Annotated in this window: 17 protein-coding genes; 6 read left to right on the plus strand and 11 right to left on the minus strand. The window is 62.5% G+C overall.

Annotated features, from left to right (window positions below; all coding sequences use genetic code 11):
- Positions 1 to 11: 11 nt before the first annotated feature.
- From bioB to AB7828_RS23685, 3 genes are all read right to left on the minus strand, one after another.
- The gene (bioB, locus tag AB7828_RS23675) at positions 12 to 1,064 is read right to left on the minus strand and encodes a biotin synthase BioB (RefSeq protein ID WP_441231308.1); all 1,053 of its coding nucleotides are present in this window, start codon (positions 1,062 to 1,064) and stop codon (positions 12 to 14) included.
- A 120-nt stretch (positions 1,065 to 1,184) separates the two neighbouring features.
- Complete coding sequence (locus AB7828_RS23680; protein ID WP_441231309.1) at positions 1,185 to 3,329, minus strand: methyl-accepting chemotaxis protein; 2,145 nt, start codon at positions 3,327 to 3,329, stop codon at positions 1,185 to 1,187.
- Between the two features lie 190 nt (positions 3,330 to 3,519).
- Positions 3,520 to 4,245: an outer membrane protein gene (locus tag AB7828_RS23685; protein WP_320446438.1), complete on the minus strand. Its 726-nt coding sequence runs from the start codon at positions 4,243 to 4,245 to the stop codon at positions 3,520 to 3,522.
- 458 nt (positions 4,246 to 4,703) lie between these two features.
- Between AB7828_RS23685 and AB7828_RS23690 the strand changes: the two genes are divergently transcribed.
- Positions 4,704 to 5,060 (plus strand): hypothetical protein, encoded by a 357-nt coding sequence (locus AB7828_RS23690; RefSeq protein WP_231078348.1) that lies wholly within the window; start codon positions 4,704 to 4,706, stop codon positions 5,058 to 5,060.
- Between the two features lie 178 nt (positions 5,061 to 5,238).
- Here the strand turns inward: AB7828_RS23690 and AB7828_RS23695 are convergent, their stop codons facing one another.
- Positions 5,239 to 7,107, minus strand: a complete 1,869-nt coding sequence (locus AB7828_RS23695) for a dihydroxy-acid dehydratase domain-containing protein (RefSeq protein WP_089266852.1) — start codon at positions 7,105 to 7,107, stop codon at positions 5,239 to 5,241.
- 340 nt (positions 7,108 to 7,447) lie between these two features.
- Here AB7828_RS23695 and greA point away from each other — a divergent pair, with 340 nt between their 5' ends.
- Positions 7,448 to 7,930, plus strand: coding sequence for a transcription elongation factor GreA (gene greA, locus AB7828_RS23700; RefSeq protein WP_184513066.1), 483 nt, complete (start codon positions 7,448 to 7,450; stop codon positions 7,928 to 7,930).
- An 84-nt stretch (positions 7,931 to 8,014) separates the two neighbouring features.
- On the opposite strand, the gene AB7828_RS23705 is transcribed toward greA, so the two are convergent.
- Complete coding sequence (locus tag AB7828_RS23705; protein ID WP_441231310.1) at positions 8,015 to 9,073, minus strand: ketopantoate reductase family protein; 1,059 nt, start codon at positions 9,071 to 9,073, stop codon at positions 8,015 to 8,017.
- Positions 9,074 to 9,296: 223 nt separating this feature from the next.
- Here AB7828_RS23705 and AB7828_RS23710 point away from each other — a divergent pair, with 223 nt between their 5' ends.
- Positions 9,297 to 10,286: a Bug family tripartite tricarboxylate transporter substrate binding protein gene (locus AB7828_RS23710; RefSeq protein ID WP_093761630.1), complete on the plus strand. Its 990-nt coding sequence runs from the start codon at positions 9,297 to 9,299 to the stop codon at positions 10,284 to 10,286.
- Positions 10,287 to 10,439: 153 nt separating this feature from the next.
- Here the strand turns inward: AB7828_RS23710 and AB7828_RS23715 are convergent, their stop codons facing one another.
- On the minus strand, positions 10,440 to 11,354 hold the full coding sequence (locus tag AB7828_RS23715) for a 3'-5' exonuclease (RefSeq protein ID WP_441231311.1): 915 nt from the start codon (positions 11,352 to 11,354) through the stop codon (positions 10,440 to 10,442).
- A 127-nt stretch (positions 11,355 to 11,481) separates the two neighbouring features.
- Positions 11,482 to 13,044, minus strand: coding sequence for an adenylate/guanylate cyclase domain-containing protein (locus AB7828_RS23720; RefSeq protein ID WP_441231312.1), 1,563 nt, complete (start codon positions 13,042 to 13,044; stop codon positions 11,482 to 11,484).
- Between the two features lie 251 nt (positions 13,045 to 13,295).
- Between AB7828_RS23720 and AB7828_RS23725 the strand changes: the two genes are divergently transcribed.
- Positions 13,296 to 14,549, plus strand: coding sequence for an acetyl-CoA C-acetyltransferase (locus AB7828_RS23725; protein WP_092141800.1), 1,254 nt, complete (start codon positions 13,296 to 13,298; stop codon positions 14,547 to 14,549).
- 240 nt (positions 14,550 to 14,789) lie between these two features.
- On the opposite strand, the gene AB7828_RS23730 is transcribed toward AB7828_RS23725, so the two are convergent.
- Positions 14,790 to 16,238 (minus strand): amidohydrolase family protein, encoded by a 1,449-nt coding sequence (locus tag AB7828_RS23730; protein WP_441231313.1) that lies wholly within the window; start codon positions 16,236 to 16,238, stop codon positions 14,790 to 14,792.
- 176 nt (positions 16,239 to 16,414) lie between these two features.
- Here AB7828_RS23730 and AB7828_RS23735 point away from each other — a divergent pair, with 176 nt between their 5' ends.
- Complete coding sequence (locus AB7828_RS23735; RefSeq protein WP_441231314.1) at positions 16,415 to 18,007, plus strand: gamma-glutamyltransferase family protein; 1,593 nt, start codon at positions 16,415 to 16,417, stop codon at positions 18,005 to 18,007.
- Positions 18,008 to 18,055: 48 nt separating this feature from the next.
- On the opposite strand, the gene feoB is transcribed toward AB7828_RS23735, so the two are convergent.
- From feoB to AB7828_RS23750, 3 genes are all read right to left on the minus strand, one after another.
- The gene (feoB, locus tag AB7828_RS23740) at positions 18,056 to 19,942 is read right to left on the minus strand and encodes a ferrous iron transporter B (protein WP_441231315.1); all 1,887 of its coding nucleotides are present in this window, start codon (positions 19,940 to 19,942) and stop codon (positions 18,056 to 18,058) included.
- A complete protein-coding gene (locus AB7828_RS23745) occupies positions 19,939 to 20,226 on the minus strand; it encodes a FeoA family protein (protein ID WP_441231316.1) in 288 nt (95 codons plus the stop codon). Before AB7828_RS23745 ends, feoB begins: the two co-directional genes overlap by 4 nt.
- A gap of 89 nt (positions 20,227 to 20,315) precedes the next feature.
- Complete coding sequence (locus AB7828_RS23750; protein WP_441231317.1) at positions 20,316 to 22,109, minus strand: ABC transporter ATP-binding protein; 1,794 nt, start codon at positions 22,107 to 22,109, stop codon at positions 20,316 to 20,318.
- A 190-nt stretch (positions 22,110 to 22,299) separates the two neighbouring features.
- Here AB7828_RS23750 and AB7828_RS23755 point away from each other — a divergent pair, with 190 nt between their 5' ends.
- Complete coding sequence (locus AB7828_RS23755) at positions 22,300 to 23,643, plus strand: TAXI family TRAP transporter solute-binding subunit (RefSeq protein WP_441228458.1); 1,344 nt, start codon at positions 22,300 to 22,302, stop codon at positions 23,641 to 23,643.
- Positions 23,644 to 23,647 lie beyond the last annotated feature (4 nt).

Genomic DNA, 23,647 nt, shown 5'->3' on the forward strand with positions numbered 1-23,647 from the left:
AGGGCATGGGTTTATGCGCTGGCGCGCATATCGGCCTGTGCTGAAGCGGTAACCGGCGGAGTCGGCGTGTTCTTTCCGCTCACGTCGTCGAGCCGTGAGGTCATGCCGAGCCGGTCCAGCAGGTTGGCGTCCCGGTCGGTCTGGGGGTTTTTCGTGGTCAGCAGTACGTCGCCGATGAAGATCGAATTAGCACCGGCGACAAAGCACAGAGCCTGCAATTCATCGGTCATATATTGCCGTCCGGCGGAAAGCCGCACCACGCTCTTCGGCATCATGATACGCGCCACGGCAATCATGCGGACCAGCGCGATCGGATCCGGGCGTTCGGCGGTGTCGTTGACCGGCACGCCCTTCACCTCGTTCCACATATTGATCGGCACGCTGTCCGGATGATGCGGCAGGTTCGCCAGCAGCATCAGCATGCCCAGGCGATCCTCGACCTGCTCGCCCATGCCGATGATACCGCCGCAGCAGACCTTGAGGCCGGCATGGCGCGCCCGCGCCAATGTCTCGATGCGATCTTCCATAGTGCGCGTGGTGATGATCTTGCCGTAGAATTCCGGCGAGGTATCGACATTGTGATTGTAGAAGTCGAGACCGGCGTCCTGCAGGCGTTTGGCCTGATCTTCCGTGAGCATGCCCAGCGTCGCGCAGGTCTCGAGGCCGAGATCCTTCACCGCGCTGACCATGTCGCATACGCGGTCGAGATCCTTGTCCTTGGGATTGCGCCAGGCCGCGGCCATGCAGAAACGGCTCGCACCGGCATCCTTGGCGCGCTGCGCCGTGGCAACCACGGCGTCGCGATCCATCAGCTTGGTCGCCTTGACGTCAGTGTTGTAGTGCGCGCTTTGCGAGCAATAACCGCAGTCTTCCGCGCAGCCGCCGGTCTTGATGCTGAGCAGGCTCGCGGTCTCGACGTGATTCGGATCGAAATTGCTGCGGTGGGTGCTCTGCGCCTGAAAAATCAGGTCTGCAAACGGCAAATCATAGAGTGCCTGGGCTTCATGGCGTTGCCAGTCGTGGCGCAGTTCGGTCGATGTCCATGCAGAGGAAGTTGGGGGCATTCACGCAATCCTTACATTCTGCGCAGCCACCGATCATGGGCTGCTGTGAAAGCAGTCCATGATTTTGAGGGTTGGAGCAATGACGCTGGCCGGGTGCAGCCATGCGCTGGATCGCCGCTCCTATGCCGCGCGGATGCTCGACAGGAATTCGTCGATTTCACCACGAAGAACGTCGGCCTCGCGGCGCAATTCGCCCGAGGCGCCGAGCACATCGTTGGCAGCCGTGCCAGCCTGCGTCGATGCATCGCTGACGCCGACGATGTTGCTTGACACTTCGCTGGTGCCGCCGGCGGCATGCTGGATGTTGCGCGCGATCTCGCGTGTTGCTGCACCTTGCTGTTCGACGGCGGTGGCGATGGCAGCACTCACATGATTGATTTCGGCGATGGTCTGCCCGATGTTGCGGATCGCTCCGACGGCGGTGGAAGTGACCTGCTGCATCGACACGATCTGCGTGCGAATCTCGTCGGTGGCCTTTGCGGTCTGATCGGCAAGGCTCTTCACTTCCGATGCCACGACGGCGAAGCCGCGGCCGGCATCGCCCGCGCGTGCCGCCTCGATGGTCGCGTTGAGAGCGAGGAGGTTGGTCTGCGACGCGATGGTCTGGATCAGATCGATCACCACGCTGATGCGATTGGCGTTGTCGGCCAAGCCCTGCATCGTTGCATCGGTTTCGCCGGCCTCGTTGACGGCCTTTGCGGCGATTTCGGTTGACGTTACGACCTGTCGGCTGATCTCGTTGATCGATGACGACAGCTGTTCGGTCCCGGCCGACACCGTCTGGACGTTCACCGAGGTTTCCTCTGCGGCCGATGCGACGGCGCTGACCAGCGCGCTAGAACGATCGGCAGTAGCCGTCATGCTCTGCGCGGTCGATTGCATGGAATCGGCCGAGCTCTGCAGCTTCTCCAAAGCATTGCGCACCTTGCTCTCGAAGTCGACGATGCGGGCTTCGATGCGCGACGTGCGTTCGCCCTTGGCAATGCGGTCCTGATCCTGCTCCGCGCTCAGCGTGCGGGCGTTGATCATGCTGTCGCGGAATACTTCGAGCGTGCCCGCCATCGCCGCGATTTCGTCCTGCTGGCGGCTTCGGGCGATCTCGGTGTCGAGATCTCCGCTGGACAGCCGCTGCATCGCGCGCTGCAATTGCGCGAGGCGGCGCAGAATGCTGCGGCCGACATAGAGCCAGACGAACAACGCCGATCCGATCAGCGTCAGCGCGCCGAGGCCGAGCATCACCTGCGTCGCCAGCGTGATTGTCGTCTGCGCCTGTGTCGTGGCGGCGTCGGTTTCGCTGCGCACCTTGTCGACCAGTTGCTTGACGCTCATACCGAGGCCGACATTCAGCTTGCGCGTCTCGTCGAGAATGAGTTCGCCGTATTCGACGGTGTCCATCTCTTTCTGGCGCACCTTGAAGACGCTGTTCTTGCCGTCGCCGATCGCCAGCAGCTGCAGGGCGGCTTCCTTCAGTTCCTTCGTGCCCTTGATGCCGACCAGGGCATCGAGATTGGATTTGACGCGGGTCTGGGCGGCCTTGAAGTTGGCTTCGATCGGAGAGAGCGCTTCGGACGAGCCGGCCGACAGCGCGGCCATCAGATCGGACGAGATCAGGTTGGTGCTGGCGACGACTTCGCCGACCTGCACAATGACTCGCGCGGCCTCGCCCGAATCTTCGGCCGAGAAGACTGTTGCCCGCAGCGTGTCGTTCATCACGTTCTGGGCGTCGGTGGCGGCTGGCTCCGACATCTTGACGAAGTTTGCTGCAGCGGCGCGCAGGGAGTCGTATTGCTTCTGATGCTGGGCGACGGCGTCGAGGCGTTCCTGGGTGGCAGCGCCAAGGCTGCGAATCGTGTCTTCGATGTTCTTGACGGTATCGGCCAGGGCGGCGACCACGGCCTTGTCGGCGCCGAGCTTGGCGATGGTGTCGAGCTTCTCGACTGCAATCTTGTGCGTATCCCGCATGCGCTGCGAGCGTTCCTTCAGAACGTCGGGGCTGCTCGATGCCAGCAGCATCGGGCCCTGGCTGGCAAGGCTCTCGCTGGCGGTGGCCAGTTGAAGGCTGGCGGTCAGTTTCGGAATGTCCCGGCCGTTCAGGTCCGTCATCATGCCGCCGAGCTGACCGAGAATCATGCCGGCACCGGCACTGATCAGGATCGCCATGCCCGCGATAACAGCGAAGGCGGCGAACAGGCTGCCGCGAATGCCCCAACGGGGCCGCGAGAAACGAAACCGTCCGAATTTTCCGATGAACGACGTCAGTGCCATTGATTCCCCCCGCGTCCACCGTCCTGGTGGCGGATCGCGTAGAGAGTATGTAGGTACCGGGTTAATATTCGGGTAAATCGGCAACCTTTGGCTGTCGCGGGGCTTGCGAGGTTACCAAAGGGTAAAACGAAAAAGGCCGGCGTTTCCGCCGGCCTTTCCGTAGTTAAGAGCCTGAAATCAGGCGCGAAGCTCAGTACTTCGCAACAACCGGGCCACCCCAGTTGAAGCGGTAGTTCAGGCCGGCCTTGACGGTGTGCTCGTCGTTCTTGGAAGAACCGAAAGCAACCAGAGCGGTCGGAGCCGAGAACTGGGTCTTGCCGAAGTCGTAGTACTGGTACTCGACCTTGCCCGACCAATTCTGGGTGAACAGGTATTCGAGGCCGGCGCCGACGGTGTAACCGTCATGCTTGGTGCCAGCTGCGAAAGCAACCGGTGCGCCAGCAACGTTGACCAGGGATTCGCTGTAGTCCGAGTAAGCGTAGCCGCCCTTCACGTAGAGCAGTGCCGGACCCCAGGTGTAACCGATGCGACCGGTGACCGAGCCGAGGCCCTTCTGGTTCAGGTTGTAGGTGAGGCCGGTGCCGGCGAACAGCACGTTGGTGTTGTTCGAACCAACCCAGCTGTACTGACCTTCGATACCAACGACCCAGTTCGGAGCGAACTGGTAGTCAGCGCCGATCTGCAGACCGCCGAGGAAACGGCCGTCCGAATTGTCGGAGGTGCCGCCGAAGCCGTTCGAACCGTTGAACGCGCCGCCGACGTGACCGCCGATGTAGAAACCGGTCCAGTTGTAGATCGGAGCGGCAACGTAAGCCGGAGCCTTGGTGTAGGGACGAGCAGCCAGATCAGCGGCCATTGCCGGAACCGAGGCGCCCAGGGCGATCAGGGCAACGGTGCCCATCAGGAAGTTCTTCATTTTCTTCTTCTCCAGAAAACCATTTTAGACCGAGAGCGCGTTCGCTCCGTCTATGGCGTGGACTTAGACAGCTTTTGCGTAAAATGCTGTCACCCATTCGCCACAGCAATCGACAACCCGACACGATCTGGATTGGCGCAACGGCATGCTTATCGACGCCTTAATAAAAGCTGAAAGATGCCTTAATTTACAGAGGTTTGGCGGACCAGCGTACCTGCTCGCGCTAACCCGCAGCAGTTTGGTTTTGCTCTAGATCGATTTATTGTGATCGGCAAAACCGCAGCGCTTTATCTGCATCGGCTGCAACCCCCGCATCACGTTTGGAACGTCTCAAACCGCTGTGCGAATGCCGGCTGCGTGATGACACCGACCGGTCTGTCATGGGAAACAAAAAACGCGCGATCCGTTAGATGTTTGCGTGGTGTCGGTCGGCGCCTCCGGGAATGGAATCGCGTTGCATGCAGGTTGAGCGGATTTTACGTGAATACGGCCACTTCCTTCGGCCGATGAGTGAAGCGCCACGCGACGGTCAGCGAATCCTTGGCCACTCTGCCCAAGGTGGTGCCCAAGGCGGCCACCTCATTTCCTGCTACTGGGAACCGCACCCCCAAGGCCTGATCGGGCCGAACTGGGTGGAGGAGCGCGATAGCCCCATCGGTTATATCGACCGCTATTTCGATGGCTGGATCAGGCCCCGCGAATTCAGGCTGCTTGATTCGGTCGCCATCAACCGGTTGCTCGTCGCTTACATCGACGATGCCCGCGCCGCCGATAACCGCGAGGCGCTCAAAATGCTTGAAGCGGGAGATGGCTAGAGCATGATCCCGAAAAGTGGATGCCTGTTTTCGCCGACAAACGAGTTCGTCGAGAGATCATGCTTCCAATAAAGAAAAATGCTCCAGCCGCTTTGGGAAGAGCTGATGGAAGATGACGGAAAATGGCTCAGGCCGGGAGCTTTGCAGCAAACCCGGCCCTGAGCGCCCGTCCGCAGGTCTAGAAGGCCTTGTTGGCTTCCGGACGATGTGTGTTTTTCGGCACGAAACCCGAGCGTGTGGCCTCGCGCTGGTTGCGCACCCAAACCTCGCGGTTCGGATGCAGGCCGGCGCCGCGGGTGGCGGGCACGGCGCTGGTGCGTGCGCGATGCAGCAAGCGCGTATCAGCCTCGCCGCAGCTTGGATGGATGCCGCCATTGTCCGCGACCACCTTCTCCCATGCCGCCTTGCGCTTGGCATAGATGGCGGGGTCCTGCAGCTGCGTGCAGTTGAGTTCGTTGAGATTGAGATCGGCGATGATCTCGTCGCCGTCCTCGATCAACCCGATGGCACCACCGAGTGCGGCTTCCGGGCCGACATGGCCGATGACCAGACCCACCGAGCCGCCGGAGAAGCGCGCATCGGTCATGAGACCCACGACGATGTTGCGCTCGCGGCACAACGTGGTGATGCGCGAGGTCGGGTCGAGCATTTCCGGCATGCCGGGCGCACCCACGGGGCCGTCGTAGCGCACGATGACCATGTCGTGGTTCTGGAATTTCTCCGGATGCTGGTCGAGCGCCTGCAGCAGGCCACGCTCGCCTTCGAACACGCGCGCGGTGCCGCGGAAGCGATTGTCCTCGAGCCCGCCTTCGACGCCGGCGAGCTTGAGAATGGCGGAAAATTCCGGCGACAGGTTGCCGCCGAGCACGCGCAACCCGCCGGTCGGCTTGTAGGGCTTCGCGACAGTATAGACGACACGGCCGTCGGCCGGCTTGGTCTCGAGGCGTTTGATCTGCTCGGCCAGCGTTTCGCCGGTGCAGGTCAGCACGTCGCCATTGATCAGGCCGGCATCCATCAGCTCGCGCACGATCACCTGCACGCCGCCGACCGCATCGATATCGACCATCGAATATTTGCCATAGGGCCGCGCGTCGGTGAGGACCGGCACGATATATTGCGAAAGGTAGTTGAACTCCGCCGGCGTCATGACTTCTTTCCAGAAGTCCGCAAAGCCTGCGGCGCGCGCGATTTCCGGCGCATGCAGCGTCACATTGGTCGAACCGCCGATCGCCAGCGACACGATCATCGCGTTGCGGATCGAGTCGCGGCTGACGATGTCGCGCGGCTTGATGCCCTTGGCGATCATGTTGGCGAGATAGCTGACCAGCTGCTCCGGGAATTCCTTGACGCGGCGCGGATCGTCCGACGGCGGCGCCACCATGTGCAGCGGCTGCATGCCGACCACGCCGATGAAGGTCTGCATGGTGTTGTAGGTGAAGATGCCGCCGCAAGAGCCATATCCCGGGCAGGCATGGCAGGCGATGCGGTGGCGATATTCGGCATCCGGATTGCCGGCGACCTGATAGGCGCTGACGATGTCGAGCTTCTCGCCCGTCTCCGGATCCGTGCCGGGATGGATCGCGCCGTCCGACATGATGATCGACGGCTCGTTATGTTCGAGCAGCGCGGCTAGCGCGCCGACCGGCGGCTTGTCGCAGGCGACCACGGCGATGGTGCCGAGCAGGCCGGTGGCACTCAGATGCTCCGACAGCGCGTCGTTGGTCACTTCGCGGCCGATCAGCGAATAGCGCATTTCGCGCGTGCCGTTGCGGATGCCGTCCGAGGTCGCAATGGTGTATTCCGGCTGCACGAGGCGATAGGGCAACTGGCCTTCGCCGCGACCGATGCGCTTCTTCAGGCTCTCATGGATCGCGTCCACCTTGGACATCACGCCCATATAGCACTGGCTGTCGCCCTTGGTGCCCACCACGCCCACCGACGGCTCATGAATGAGCGTCTCGTCCGTGCCGAGTATGCGCGCAATGCCGATGGTCTGCGCGGAGCGGCCGGGATGGTTGTCGATGGTGACGACGGGCGACTTGGACACGACGAATTCCTTCCTGACGGCGTTCTTGATCTGCGAGGCTTGAATGCACCGCCGCCGGCGCTCGGCATTGGCGCATGTCAGACCCTGCGGTCAGGGCAGGGTCCGTCCACGATCCAATTTAGGATCGGTCTAGCCAGTGCATAACCCCCGAAGATCGCAAACACAATCGGATTGCCCCTCCGCTGGAACAAGGCTGCCTTGTCGCCGTCCGGTGCCGCAAAGCAGCAAAATTCCGGGTGCCATTTACGCGATCAGGCTATTTCTGCATGGTTTTGACAAACCAATGGGGTAATCGCTTCCTGCGCCGTCACAGCGGATCGCGTCGATACGGAGTTCGAGATTGAGCGTTGCCTTCACCAAGGAAGAAAGTGCCGAAACGGCTGCGGAAACCCAGCTGCCCGATCGCCCTATTTCGTCTCATCCGAACCTTGTGACGGAGGCAGGTTTGCAGGCGCTGGAGACGCAGCTCCAGCAGGCCCGCGAAGCCCATGACGCCGCGAGCGCGATCGACGACGTGAACGAACGGCGGCGGCAGGCGGCAATCCCGTTGCGGGACATGCGCTATTTCGCGGCCCGTGTCCGCACGGCCCAACTCGTTCCAGCTCCGACATCGACCGACACCGTAGCCTTTGGGAGCACGGTGACTTTCAGTCGCAACGACGGGCGTGTGCAGACCTATCGGATCGTGGGTGAGGACGAAGCCGACCCCAAGGCCGGTTCGATTTCCTTCGTCTCCCCGGTGGCGAAATCGCTCATGGGCAAGGCCGTCGGTGACATCGTCGGCGCGGGCGCCCAAGAGCTCGAGATCATATCGATCGAATAGAGGACGCCGTCGCGGCGGTGTGGCTTCGCGTCTGATGTCAGTCGCGAAGCCGGTATTCAATCGCAGCACCGTCACGCCAGCGCGTCAGATTCCCGCGCTGGACTCCAGCCGCTCGTTGAGCTTCTGATCGACGACTTCGACCGTGCGGTCGATATTTGCATTGGTCATGCCGAGCTGATGCGAAATCAGCTTCACCAGAAGATCGACCCGCTCGATAAACGGCGCTCCAGCAGCGACTGCACGGGCGGCCGATGACGGCTTGAGCAGGCTCTCGGCTGCCTTGGCGTATTTGGCGAACGGGACCTGATCTTCGGGATCAGCGCCGAGGCGCCGCGCAACGGCATCGACATGCTCGTAGATCGACTGCGACACCTTGAGATCGCCGTGAACGGCCTCGCGGATCGACTGCGGCTCTTCGGGCGTGATGCAGCGATAGTTGCCGGTCAGGAGCATCGACCATTTCGCCAGCGGCACGAACAGCGAGTCGAATACTTTCAGCTTCACCGGCACGTCTTGGCCGTCGAGCTTCACAGCGTCGATGTCGGCTTCGAGTTCGCGCAGCAGCTTGTTGTGAGCCGGATCGGCAAAGGCCGATGCCTTGAAATTCGTCGGCAGGCCGACGTGAAGCACATTCGCCGCTTCTTCCGGCGGCCGGAAGGCCTGCGGATCGGGCGAGCACAGCGTCACCAGTCCCGGGTCGAAACGTTCCCACACCTGGGCATTGGTATAGGCCTCTTCGAGTTTCATGTCGGCCAGCCCCGGAATGCGCTTGAGATAGGGCAGCGGCGGCATGTTCATGATCGACAGGCAAGGTAGCTTCGCCGCGGCGATCTTGATCATCAGCACGCGGATCGTGTGGTTGGTATATTGCGGCTCCTGCATCGCAAGGCCGATCAGATCGTAGCGCGATATGTCGACCTGATCCGGCGAGGTCGCATCCAGTTTGCCCGGCAGGTCGCGTGAGAAGATGGCGCGGTGGGTCGGTTCGTCGCGCAGTTTGATGCGCACTTCAGTACCATCGCGATTGATGAGTTCGGCGGTCTTCTTCCGGCACACGAGGGTCACGTTATGACCGGCCATCAAGAGCTTCGTCGCCAGCAACGAGCCGTAGGAAGCTCCGAGAATCAGAATATTCCGCGCCATGGTGTTTCGTCCCTCACGTGATGTGTGCGCCAAATCCGAACGGTCCGGCATTTTTAGTTGAAGCGGACACTACTGCACTGCCGCGCTGCGATCCAGATGGCGTGAGCCGATAGGTGCAGAGCTGGAAGCGATTTGCTTTTCCAATGCGCCAATCTGTCCCGCCTATCGTCGTGGCGAATGAGGGAGCGATCGGGTACCGTCATAAAAAACAACGGAGGGAAACATGTCTGCGATCATCAATCGTCGTCACTTCATTGCTGCCGGGTCGGCTGCCGCCGCCATGCCGTTCGTCGCGCGCGGTGCTTCGGCGCAAGCCGCCTGGCCGTCGCGGCAGATCCGCATGATTTGTAGCTATCCGGCCGGCGGGCAGACCGATCTGCTCGCGCGTGCCTTCGGCGAATACATTTCCAAACAGGTCGGACAGACTGTCGTCATCGAAAACAAGGCCGGCGCATCCGGCGCCATTGGCACAGCGGAAGTCGCGCGCGCCGAGCCCGACGGTCACACGATTCTCTGCTCCATCTCGACCACCTATGTGATGAACCGGGTGATGCTGAAGACGCCCGGCTACGATATGGACAAGGACCTGACACTGGTCAGCGTCATTCCCGGTGCCGGATTGCCACTGGTCGCCAGTCCGAAATCCGGCGTCAAGACGCTGGAGGACTTCGTCGCCTTCGCGCGCAAGAACGACAAGGTGAACTTCGGCACCTATAGCGTCGGCTCAGCGCCGCACATGACGATCAACGAACTCAACAAACAGTATGGCCTCAAGATCGAGCCGATCCATTATCGCGGCGAAGCGCCGATGTGGACCGGATTGGCGGAAGGCTCGATCGATTTCGCGATGGGCAGCTACACTGCGTCACAAAGTGTGCTGCAGAGCGACCGCGGCGTGCCATTCGCCGTGCATTCGAAGAAGGTCGACGCCATCCCGAATGTGAAAACGCTGCCCGAGCAGGGCGCAACGTCGAAGTTCTTCACTGTGAGCGGCTTCACGGGTTGGGCCGTGCCCAAGGCGACACCGCAGCCGATCGTCGATCGGTTGTCGCAGCTTTGCGTCGCCGCCAACAGCGATCCGAAAGTGAAGGAAGTGCTGAAGACCTTCGTGCTCGAACCGGCGCTCGGCTTCAAGGAGACCAATGCGCTGTATCAGAAGGAGTTGCCGGTCTGGATCGAGGCGGCGCAGGCGCTCGGTCTGCAGCCGGTCTGACCACCGGCTGGATTGAATTAACGTTCGTCATTGCGAGGAGCGAAGTGACGCGGCAATCCAGTTCTTGTCTTCAAGAACAAAAAGACTGGATTGCTTCGTCGCAAGAGCTCCTCGCAATGACGGCGCGAATATCTAGCCTATTCTTTAGATGTTCTACGCTCGCACCGAAAACCGGCTCATCGCGCTGAGTGCCTGCACGCGCGGCTCGACGTCGCGCATATAGATCGTCTTGCGCAGGAATTCGATTTCGCTCGCTTCCTTGCTTTCTTCGACATCGATGTACCAGGACTTCGGCCGGCCGTCGGAGCCGTCGCTCCAGCGATAGCCGCGCCGCTTCAGCTCGTCCTTGAGATCGAAGGGCGACTGCTCCGCCCAGACCCGCATCGTCTTCTTGCGGGCGCGCTCCAGCAGAACGGCAAGCGCCGGCGATCCCAGATCGGGGAGTTCGTAGGCGAGAATTTCCAACAGCGCGTGACAGTCGTCGATCGCCCGGTGGGCCTGGTGAAAGAAGCCTGCGCCGGCGAGCAGATAGCCGAGGCGCGATCCATCGAAACCATGTTTGCGCCAGTCGACTTCGGTGGCCGAACAGCCCCAGGCCTTGTGCTGGAACACCGGCCAGTAGCGCTCGGAAAACTTGCGGTCGAAGCCTGCATTATGCGCGATGACGATGACGGCGTCTTCGGCGAAGGCGGCGACGGCATCGGGATCGATGCGGTGGCCCGCAACGATCTCATCCGTGATCCCCGTGAGCTCGGTGATCTCCGGCGGGATCGGCCGCGACGGCTCGTTGAATGCGGTGAAGACATCCGCCACGCGCGTAATGCTGCCGTCCGGCAGATAGTCGAACTTGATCATCGCAAGTTCGATGACTTCGTCGCGCACCTGATCGAGACCCGTGGTCTCGACGTCGAGGAGAATGCCGGAGCGGGTCGGCTGGCCATTGGCCGGCGCGAATTCGGTGCGCGGGATCAGCCGGCGGAGCACGCGATAGTCGGTGGATCGGGCGAGCGTGTCCGCCATGGCGGCAAGGCTGGGATCGTCCTGCAGGCTAAGATCGTCTTGGAGCATCTGATTCCGGGCAGTTCTTCAGGCGCAGCGTCATTTTGCCATGACTATGGTGTTCGCTGAATCGGGGCAACCTGCCTGCCGGCGATAGACACAGCTGTGTGGCGCTGGGGCGTTGATTCGGCGCCGATTATACCTTGCGATCCAGCGAGGCGAGCGCCTCGTTCAGCACGGAACGCAGGCGGTCGGCGTCGGCCGGCCGCACGGCGGAAGGGTCCAGATAGAAATCCAGCCCCGGCATGCGTTCAACGACGATATCGGTTTGTACCGGCCTGTCGTCGATGATGCTGTCCACCGCATAGGGCACGACCTCACGGCTGATGCCCTTCATGGTGATCGGCGGCAGCGGATGCGAGGTGATGATGTCGCTCACCAGCGCGAAGGTCTCGTAGCTGATGGCGATGCCACCGGGTTCTGCGATCGATTGCAGGCGCGCAGCGAGGTTCGCCTCGGCCCCGATGATCGTATAGTCCATGCGGTCGGCGCTGCCGAAATTGCCGACATTGCAATAGCCGGAATTGATGCCGATGCGCGCCTTGAACGGCTCCTCGATGCCTTCGGTGCGCCACTTCGCATTCAACTCGATCAGCCTGCGCTGCATCCGCCACGCCATGCGCAGGCAGTCCTGCGCATCCTGCCGGTCGCCCTTGGTCTCGGGGTCGCCGAAGAAGATCAGCATCGCATCGCCGATGAATTTGTCGATGGTGCCGCCGTGCTCGTGTGCGATCGCCGACATCTCGGTGAAATACTCGTTGAGCAGATGCGTGGTCAGCTCCGGCTGCAGCCGCTCAGTGGTGGCCGTGAAATTCTGGATGTCGGAGAAGAAGATCGTCAGCTTCTTGCGCTCGGTATGGATGGTGACGTCCTTCTGGCCGCTGAAGATGCTCTTGTAGACCTGTGGTGAGATATAGCGTGAGATCTTCATGGAGAGCGCGGCGAGGAAATCGTTGTTGGCTTCCAGCTCATGGTTCATGCCGGCAATGCGCTGCGACTGGCGGCGTTGCAAAGCCAGGAACGAGACGCCGCTGACGGCGGCCAGCGCAAAATAGGCCAGCAAAAACTTGAACGAGAACAGGTTGGCCGCGATCGGTTGCGTGATAATGACTTCCTGGATGCCGCGGACGTCGCCGACCTTCCAGTCCTTCTTTGGGCTTTCCGGATGGCTGTTGTGGCAGCTGACGCAGGCCGGGCCCATCAGCACGGGTGCCACGATGCGGACGGTGTCGCTGAACAGCGACGCCTTGGTGTCGATGATCTTCTGCTCGGAATTGTCGCGCAGGCTGCGCAGCGACGTCTTTTCGAAATCGTCGAGCTGGTGCGGCGCGCGGTTCTGGAACGGATAATCCGACACGAAGCGGTAGTTGATATTCTCCTGCTGCGCCCCGATCACCCGGCCGAGTTCGAGGGAAAGCGTCGCCGGGATGGGGATCGCGCCGGGCACACTTTCATAATTGTGCACCACCTGCGTGGTGCCCTGATGGGCCAGCACGCGCCCGACCACATTGGTTGCGTAGTAACCACGCACGCTGGTGATCACGGAGTTCAGGTCGTTGGCCTGCCGGCGCAAGGCGGCGTCAACCAGATTGGTCAGATCGAGCCACACGGCTACAGGCAGCAGAAGCAAAAGCGCGGCAACGGCGAGGCCGGGCGCAAATACGCGCGAGCGTCGACGGGGGACATCAGGCTGATCCATGAAGATAGGTTCCTGGATTTCTGGCTGTTGAGCGCAATGAGCGTGCGGCGGCGCGGCCGCCTCCGTTTCGTAGCGCGGGTATGGTTATAATATCGTGCCTGGGTTGTGCCAATTTTCTGGTAGTGGACGAAATTGCGCCGGATGCCCGCCAATTTTGGCAGACGTGCATGCCGCCTGCGCACCTTGACTTCACGGGTCGCTTGGCCAATCTCGCGGTCAGAAAAACACTTCAAAACTCTTGGGAGAAGATCATGGCCGACGCCTATATTATCGACGCAGTCCGCACGCCCCGTGGCATCGGCAAAGTGGGCAAGGGCAAGCTCGCCGAACAGCATCCGCAGCATCTGGCAGCGACCGTGCTCAAGGCGATTGCCGAGCGCAACAAACTCAACACCGCTGACGTCGACGACGTGATCTGGTCGACCTCGACCCAGCGCGGCAAGCAGGGCGGCGATCTCGGCCGCATGGCCGCGCTCGACGCCGGCTATGACATCAAGGCGTCCGGCACCACGCTGGATCGTTTCTGCGGCGGTGGCATCACTGCGGTGAATTTCGCGGCGGCCCAGATCATGTCGGGCATGGAAGACGTCGTCATCGCCGGCGGCACCGAGATGATGTCGCTGACCGGTGCGATGGCCGCCGAGGATATGGCCGCGGGCAAGGCGCCGCTCGGCATGGGCTCGGGCAACAAGCGGCTCGCCAAGGTGCATCCGCAGTCGCATCAGGGCATTTGTGGCGACGCGATCGCCTCGATGGAGGGCATCAGCCGCGAGGCGCTCGATGCGCTCGGCCTCGAAAGCCAGCGTCGCGCAGCCATCGCGATCAAGGAAGGCCGTTTCGACAAGAGCATCGTCCCGGTGAAGGATGACGAGGGCAACATCGTGCTCGCCAAGGACGAATACCCGCGTCCGGAAACCACTGCCGAAGGTCTCGCAGGTCTGAAGCCGGCTTTCGCTGCGATGGCCGATCATCCGCTGGATGAAAGCGGCATGACCTTCCGCAAGCAGATCAACCAGAAATATCCGGATCTCAAGATCGAGCATTTCCACCACGCCGGCAATTCATCGGGTGTGGTCGATGGTGCCGCAGCCTTGCTGCTGACCTCGAAGTCCTATGCCGACAAGCATGGCCTGAAGCCGCGCGCGCGCATCGTCGCCATGGCCAATATCGGTGACGACCCGACCCTGATGCTGAATGCGCCGGTGCCGGCTGCGAAGAAGGTGCTGGCAAAGGCCGGTCTCAAGAAGGAAGACATCGATCTGTGGGAGATCAATGAAGCCTTCGCCGTGGTCGCCGAGAAGTTCATCCGCGATCTCGATCTCGATCGCAGCAAGGTCAACGTCAATGGCGGCTCGATCGCGCTCGGTCATCCGATCGGCGCCACCGGCGCTATCCTGATCGGAACGGTTCTCGACGAACTCGAGCGCCGCAACCTGAAGCGCGGTCTGGTCACCATGTGCGCCGCTGGCGGCATGGCACCGGCGATCATCATCGAGCGCGTGTAAGCTTTAACCTCTCCCCGCTCTTTGCGGGGAGAGGTCGACCGGCAAAGCCGGTCGGGTGAGGGGCTATCACTTCAGACACAGCACACGCGGACTCGCGGGTCGGAAAATTTCTCGACCCGCGAGTCCGCGTGTGTTGAAGCGTCAAACCCCGCCCCTCACCCCAACCCTCTCCCCGCAAAAGGGCGGGGAGAGGGAGCGCGCCGGCGCACGTGGTAAAGTCCGAATGCCGCAAGTACCGGCTCATTCGTTCGACGGCCACGCCATCGGGAACGACAGCGGCGAGATCTCCGTCAGCTTGCGGCCGGCCCAGTCGAGACCCGGCGTGCGCTCTTCCGCGCGGATCTGCGCCTCATGCACGCGCAACGCCGCCGCCGGATAATCGAAGGTCTGCACCACGCCGTCCTTCACCACCTGCCGGCCATCCACATAGACGTGACGCACCGCGCGTTCCGCCGCCGCATAGATCATGCTGCGGATTGGATCGCGATGCGGCTGCATCATCGGATGGGTGACGTCGACCATCACGAAATCCGCCTTGCAGCCGGCTTCGAGCCTGCCGATGTCGTCGCGGCCGAGCGCCTTGGCGCCGACGGTGGTGGCAGCCTCGAAAAGCATGGTCGAGTTCAGGCCGCGCGGATGCCCGGCCATCAGTCGCGAGGTCATCGTCACGTTGCGCATTTCCTCGATCATGTTGTGCGGATAGGTGTCGGTGCCGATCGCCACTGAAATGCCGGCGGCGCGGTAGCGGCCGACATCGCGCAGCGCGATGCCGCGGCGCATGAACACGGTCGGGCAATGTGCGACGGTGGTTCCTGTCTCGGCGAGCAGCGCGAGATCGCGCTTCGTGTGCCACGGCGTCAGCGGATGGTCGTCGACGAAGATGGAGTGACCGACCAGCGAGGTCGGGCCGAGCACGCCGAGTTCGCCGAGCCACTGGATCGGCGTCACGCCATGGCGGCGGACGATCTCGTGGAATTCCGACACCGACTGTGCGGCATGAGTCTGCCACGGAATGCCGCGGCGCTTCGCTTCAGCGTAGCTGTCTTTCATCAGTTGTGGCGTGCAGGTGTCGATCTGCGCCGGATACATCATGCCGGACAGACGGCCGGACGGATGGCTCTCGGCGGCATCGATGAGCGCGAAGGCCTGCAGCATGGCATCCTCGCCGGCCTTCTCGTTCCATTCGTAATCGACGAGCGTGCCATTCGGCGTGAACCAGCGCGCCGAGCGGAATCCCGGAGCAATATAGACGCGCAGGCCACTTTGTCCGGCGAGATCGAGCCATTGCGGATGCGGCATCGATAGATCGACCACCGTGGTGACGCCGGACAGCAGCAATTCGGAATACGCAACGCGCACGCAGTCCGGCACGCCTTCCGGATCGGACCGCAGGATCGGCATGTATTCGTAAAGCGACGAATTATACAGGCCGGGCGAGCCGATCTCGTCGAGAAAGCCCTTGTTGAGCGGTTCGCTGGACGGATGCGAGTGGATATCGACGAGACCCGGCATCACCATGAACCCGCGTCCGTCGATGGTCTCGACCGCTTCGCCCTGATAGTCGCGGCCGGCAAACACGATCTGGCCGCCGTCGAAAGCGACATCGCCGCCGGTGACATAGGTGTGGCTGTTCTTTGCGGCGTCCCAGGCGACGACATAGTCCGCGTTGCGGATGACGGTGATGGCCATACTGATCCTCTTGATGGAAGGCGAGGAACCGTAAGCGCAAGCGGCCGGGCGGTGCAAGATCGAGAGGTGAGCAGACCCGCCTGTCTATTTGGCAGGTGCAACCCGTCTGTTCGGCTTGTGCAAATGACGATAAGAAGACGCGTTGATCTGCAAAGTCCTGAAGAGAGCCTGAACTGATGCAATACAGACATGATGGCCTTTACGCTTCCCGCCGTTCGCCGGTCATGGCGCGCAATGTGGTGGCGGCGTCGCAGCCGCTGGCAACGCAGGCCGGGTTGCGCATGCTGGAGCGCGGCGGCAATGCGCTGGATGCGGCGCTCGCGGCAGCTATCACGCTGACCGTGGTCGAGCCGACCGGCAACGGCATCGGATCGGACGCCTATTGCATCCTCTGGGATGGCAAGGAGCTGCACGGCCTCAACGCCTCCGGCCGGTCGCCAGCGGGATGGACCCCTGACCGATTTGCAAATCACAAGACCTTCCCGCATCGCGGGTGGGAGAGCGTCACCGTGCCCGGCGCCGTTTCGGCCTGGGTCGATCTGTCCGAACGCTTCGGCAAGCTGCCATTCGCTGACTTGTTCGAGCCTGCGATTGCCTATGCGGAGAATGGCTTCCACGTCTCGCCCGTGATCGCCGAACTCTGGCGCCGCGGCGCGGAGGAGTTGAAGAACCAGCCGGGTTTTGCCGAGGCCTTCATGCCGAACGGTCGCGCGCCCGCGGCCGGTGAGCTCTTCAAGGCGCCGGGCCATGCATATTCGTTGAAATTGATCGCCGAGACCAGAGGCGAAGCCTTCTATCGCGGCGAACTCGCGCAGCGTATCGCTGCCTTTGCGCGCGAGCATGGCGCTGTGCTCGACGAGGCCGACATGGCTGCGCATCGCAATGACTGGTGCGGCACCATCCATCAGGATTTCGGTGATGCCTCGCTGCATGAGATCCCGCCGAACGGGCAGGGCATCGCGGCGCTGATGGCGCTGGGAATCATGCGGGCCTACGGCACCGACGGTCTCGTGCTGGACAGCGGCGATGCCTTCCATCTGCAGATCGAAGCCACAAAACTCGCTTTCGCCGACGTTTACGCCTATGCGGCCGATCTCGATTACATGCGCGACGTCACCGTCGCGCATCTGCTCAATCCCAGCTATCTCGCCTCGCGCGCCAAGCTCATCGACATGAGTCGCGCTCAGGATTTTGGCGCCGGTGCGCCCAAGACCGGCGGCACGGTGTGCCTGTCCACCGGCGACGCTTCCGGCATGATGGTGTCCTATATCCAGTCGAACTATTCGGGCTTCGGCTCCGGCGTGGTCGTGCCCGGCACCGGCATCAGCCTGCAGAATCGTGGCTTCGGTTTCGTCCTGACCGATGGTCATCCCAATCAGGTCGGTCCGCGCAAGCGGCCGTTCCAGACCATCATTCCGGGCTTCGTCATGCAGGGCAAAGCGCCGCTGATGGCCTTCGGCCTGATGGGCGGCCCGATGCAGGCGCAGGGCCATCTGCAGATCATGCTGCGCATGCAGCTCTGGGGACAGGATCCGCAGACGGCAGCGGATGCACCGCGCTGGCGCTATGTCGCCGGGTTGAAAGTGGCGATCGAGACCGCAGTGCCGGACAATGTCGCGGCAGACCTCGCCAGCCGCGGCCATGTCATCGAGCGCGAACCGCCGGATTCCGCCTTCGGCTTCGGCGGTGCGCAGCTCGTGCGTAAAATCGATGGCGGCTATGTCGCCGGCTCCGACCCGCGCAAGGATGGACTCGCGGCGGGATTTTGAGCCGTAGGGCGGATTACGCCTTCGGCTAATCCGCCCTACGTTTGAGTCTCACCCCAGCCCGGCGGCCTTCGCGATCGTGTAGGTGATCAGGCTCGCCACATAGGCCAGTGCGAACATGTAGAGGAACGTCACCACCATCCACTTGGTGCTGCCGGTCTCGCGGCGGATCACCGCCAGCGTCGAAGCGCATTGCGGGGCGAAGATGAACCAGGCCAGGAACGACAGCGCGGTGGCAAGGCTCCATTTGCTGGCCAGCGCCTGGCCGATGGCGTCCACTGCTTCCTTGCCGCCCTCGATCGCATAGACGGTGCCAAGCGCGCCGACCGCGACCTCACGCGCCGCCATGCCGGGGATCAGCGCCACCGCGATCTGCCAGTTGAAGCCGAGCGGGGCGAAGAACGGCTCCAGGAATTTTCCGATCATCGCGGCGAGGCTGTAATTGATCGCCGGCCCTTCGGCGCCGGCCGGTGCCTGCGGGAAAGAGGCGAGGAACCAGATCAGGATCATCATCGACAGGATGGTTGTGCCGGCGCGCTGCAGGAACATCTTGGCGCGGGTATAGACGCCGATGGCGATGCTCTTGATGCGCGGCAGCTTGTAGTCCGGCAATTCCAGCATGAATGGTGCCGGCTGGTAGTCGCGCCACATGAAGAACTTGATGACAAAGGATGCCGCCAGCGCGCTGCCGATGCCGGCCACATAGAGCCCGAACATCACCAGCCCCTGCAGGTTGACCCAGCCCCAGACGTTTTCCGCCGGGATAAAGGCGGAGATGATCAGCGTATAGACCGGGATGCGTGCCGAGCAGGTCATCAGCGGCGCGATCAGGATGGTGGTCAGGCGGTCGCGGCGGTTATCGATCACACGCGTCGCCATGATGCCGGGGATGGCGCAGGCGAAGCTCGACAGCAGCGGGATGAAGGCGCGGCCATGGAGGCCTGCGCCGCCCATGATGCGGTCCATCAGGAACGCCGCGCGCGCCATGTAGCCGAAATCTTCCAGCAGCAGGATGAACAGGAAGATGATGATGATCTGCGGCAGGAACACGAGCACGCTGCCGACGCCGGCGATCAACCCGTTCTGCAGGAAGCTCTGCAAGATGCCTTCAGGCAGCACCTGTGCCACCAGCGTACCCAGCGCGCCGAACGAATCCGACAGCAGCTCCATCAGCGGCTGCGCCCAGGAGAACACCGCCTGGAACATCACGAACAGAATGAGCGCGAGGATCGCGAGACCGGCGACTGGATGCAGCACCACGGCATCGACGCGCGTGGTCAGCGTGTCCGGCTTGGTCGGCATCGTGACGGTTTCGCGGATGATGCGGTCAGCCTCGCGCTGTAGCGCCTTCATCTCGGACAGGCCGAGCGGCTTCCAGCCATCGCCTGTGGTAACTGCCGGCATGTTGGCGGCGAATTCGTCGGTGCGCTTGCGCAATTCCTCGACGCCGGCCTTCTTCACCGCGATCGAGGTGATGACAGGCACGCCGAGTGCCGCTGACATCGCATCGACATCGATGCTGACGCCGCGGCGCTGCGCGATGTCGAACATGTTGAGCACCACCAGCAGCGGGCGACCGGTGCGCTTGAGTTCCAGGATCAGCCGTAGCGTGAGGCGCAGATTGGTGGCGTCGGCGATGCACAGGACCAGATCGGGCGCAGCTTCGCCGGGGCGCTTGCCGAGCACGACGTCGCGGGTGATCTCTTCGTCCGGGCTGCGGCCGCGCAGCGAATAGGTGCCGGGCAGGTCGAGCAGCGTCACCTGACGGCCGGCCGGTGTCACAAAGGCGCCTGCCTTGCGCTCGACGGTGACGCCTGCATAGTTGGCCACCTTCTGGCGGCTGCCGGTGAGTGCGTTGAAGAGCGATGTCTTGCCGCTATTGGGGGCTCCCACCAGCGCGAGATGAAAGCGCTCGGTGGTCACGTCTGTATGGGTCATTTCACAACAACTGCCATGGCTTCGCGCCGGCGAACGGCGATCGTAATATTGTCGACGCGCACCGCGATCGGATCGCGCTGGATGGCACCCTGATGCAGGATCTCGACGCGCGCGCCTTCGGTAAAGCCCATTTCCAGCAGATGCCGTTCGAGCTCGTGGCCGCTCTCGGCGGCGCCTGCAATATCGGGCTGCAACGCCACGATGGTTCCGACGAATCCGCGCGGCGCATTGCCGAGGCGCAATTCGTGTGTGGATGTTTCGGATGCAGTCTGGTGGACGGTCATGCCCGACCTTGTCGAGCAGCGTCCTGACAAGGTCAAGACAAACGCTCGTATGTTATTAGAATGATTATAAAGAGGCGCTCCGGCACCGCTTACGATGCGCCCGCAGACTGCTCGTTCACCACCCGCTGCTGGATCTTCACGAGTTCTGCATAGATGCCGCCTTGCGCGATCAATTCGTCATTGGAGCCCTGCTCGGCCACGACGCCGTCCTTCAGCACGATGATCTTGTCGGCGTCACGAATGGTTGAAAGCCGATGCGCGATCATGATGACGGTGCGACCCTGCATCAGCCGGCGCAGCGCCTCGATCACAAGCGCCTCGGATTCCGGATCGAGCGCCGCGGTCGGCTCGTCCAGGATCATGATCGGGCTGTTGCGCACCACCGCGCGCGCGATGCCGATGCGCTGACGCTGGCCGCCAGACAGCGTGTCGCCGCGCTCGCCCACCATGGAGTCGTAACCATGCGGCATGCGGCTGATGAACTCGTCGGCATTGGCGATCTTGGCGGCGGCGACGATCTCGTCATCGGTGGCGCCGGGCCGGCCATAAGCGATGTTCTCGCGGATCGTGCCGCGGAACAGTACGGTCTCCTGCAGCACGAAGCCGACCTGGGCGCGCAGGGCGGACAATTTGTAATCGGTGACGTCGACGCCATCGATCAGCACGCGCCCCGATGTCGCATCGTAGAAGCGCGGGATCAGGCTCAGCACCGTGGATTTGCCGGAGCCGGTCGGCCCGACCACGCCGACGATCTGGCCGGGTTCGATATGCAGCGAGACGTCGCGGAGCACGCTGGCCTCCTCGCTATAGGCGAAGGCGACGTTCTCGAAGGTGATAGCGCCTTTGGCACGGCCGGGATCGACGGCACCCGGTTTCTCCATGATCACATCATCGGCCGCGAGAATATTCTGGATCCGCTCCAGTGCCACGGTGGTCTGCGCGATCGCGCTGGTCATGCTGGCGAGGTCCTTCACCGGTTTGAAGAACTGCGCGAGATAAGCGAGGTACACGGTGAGCGCGCCAGCCGTCATGGTGCCAGCGACAATCAGCGAGGTCCCCTTCCACAGCACGATGGCGGTGCAGAACGCCACCACGATGCTGACCACAGGGGAGAGCAATGACTTCACCTGACGCGCCTTCATGGCGGCCTCGACCGTGGCATGGCTGGCGGCCTCCAGCCGTGCCAGTTCGAGATCCTGCCTGCCGAAGGCCGTGACTGCGCGCACCTGGCCGAGGCCCTGCTGGACCACGGCAACGATCTCGCTCTGCCGTTGCCGCACCGTGCGCGTCACGTCCTTCACGGCGCGCTTGAAATGGAACACGAAGACAATCAGGAACGGCGTGATGCCGAGCGCGATCAGCGTAAAATCCCAGTCGAGCCAAAACATCAACCCGATCATGAAGACGATGGTGATGAGATCGAGCAGGATATCCAGCGTCGACGATGAAGCGAAGTTCTGCAGCGTGGTGACGTCTGTGGTGATCGTGGACATCAGTGCGCCGGTCTTGGCCTTGTCGTAGTAGCGCAGCGACAGCCGGTGCAGATGCGCATAGATGCGGATGCGCAGGTCGTTGGCCACCCACTGGCCGACCGATGTCGAATAGTAGTTGTCGATGTAAGTGGCGATCGCGCCGATCACGGCGATGACCAGGGTGGCGATGCCGGCGAACAGTGCGACGCCGAGCGTGTGGCGGCCGATGCCGTAGTCATGGGCCCAGTCCAGCCAGGCGGGCAGGTGATGGCTGCCCAGCGCGTCATCGAGCACCAGTTTCAGCGGCCAGGGCGCGGCCAGGCTCATGGCGATCTCGACCAGCATGGCGAGGAAGACGATGATCAGCCAGCCGCGATAGGGCCGGAGCATCTCGAGTACCAGACGAGTCATCGAACATTGTCTCCAGCAACACGGCCAGACCGGGAATCATGAGCACTCCGGGCGGTCGCAGTATATAGCCGCCGTCGGTTAGCGGGTCTTAACTGTAGTCGGGTACAGATGGATTTTTGCTGACAGCCCGCGCATTGTGGCATGCGGGCAGGAGCGTCAGTTAATTTGGCAGGGCTGCGCAGGACCGAACATGAACGTGCGATCCGTTGCTTTCCCGTTCTGGGGCAGGGTGCTTCTGCTGGCCGGCATCCTCGGTCTGGTGCTGGGCGGCGGCCTTCTGACCTGGCGCTACATCGAGCGTCCGACCGTGCTCAAGTTGGCGGTCGGGTCGATCGATGGCGAAGCCGGCAAGACGGCATCGATCATCGCCAGCCATTTCGCCACCAGGAAGTCGCCCATCCGGCTGGATTTCGAGACCTTCGGCAACGCCGTCGATGCGGGCAAGGCATTCTCCTCCGGCAAGGTCGATCTCGCTGTCGTCCGGGCCGATGTCGGCGATCTCTCCGAGGCGCGCGCCGTTGCCGTCATGGCCAAGGCGGTGGTGATGCTGATCGCGCCTCCCGGCTCGAAAATCACCAGCGTCGAAGGCCTGCGCGGCCGCACCGTCGGTGTGGTGGGCGGCGAGGTCAATCGCAGGCTGGTCGATGCGCTCACCAAGCAATACGACCTGACGAGCGCGAGGGTCACATTCAAGAATCTTGAGGTCAGCGATACCCGGCGCGCGGTGGAAGCCAAGGAAGTCGGCGCGCTGCTGGTGGTGATTCCGCTGACCGAGAAGTATTTGTCCCTGGTCCGCGGTCTGTTCAAAACCGGCGCCCCCGTGCTGATCCCGATCGATGCCGCCGGCGCCATTGCCGACGCCAATGGCGCCTATGAAAGCTTCGACATTCCGAAAGGGTCGCTCCGCGGTGCGCCGCCCGTCCCGGATGATGACGTGACGACGCTTCGGGTCAGTTATTATCTGGTCGCGAACAAGAAGCTCCATTCCAGCCTGATCGCGCGTCTGACCGAAATGGTGATCGCGGCGCGCCGCGATCTGATCGCCGGGCAACCGCAACTGGCCGGTATCGCCGCTGCCGACACCGATCCCGATGCCTTTATCCCCATTCATCCCGGCGCGGCTGCCTACTACAACGGTACCGAGCAGAGCTTCATGGACAAATACGGCGACGACATCTATCTCGCCCCCATGATCCTTGGCGCCCTTGCCTCTGTGCTGGCTGCCGCCTGGAAATTCCTCGGCATCCGCCCGCCCGACCACCGTGAGGCGACACTCAATGCACTTTATGCATTACCGCGCCGGATCCGGGCGGCGGCGGATGATGCGGAACTGTGCGCGATCGAGCAGGAGGTCGACGATCTTCTCAGCGCGCAGCTGGCGAAGACCATGCGCAATGATGAAGATGCACTTGAAATGGCGACGCTGGTCTCTTCGGCGCAGCGCCTCGACAATCTCATCCATCATCGCCGTTCGGCGCTGGCGCGGGCCCCATTTTCTGCGGCGCCGCATTCAAGTATAGAGTCGGAGACGTAGTTCC

It is taken from the genome of Tardiphaga sp. 215_C5_N2_1 (assembly GCF_052076055.1).
In the GTDB taxonomy this organism is placed as follows: Bacteria; Pseudomonadota; Alphaproteobacteria; order Rhizobiales; family Xanthobacteraceae; genus Tardiphaga; species Tardiphaga robiniae.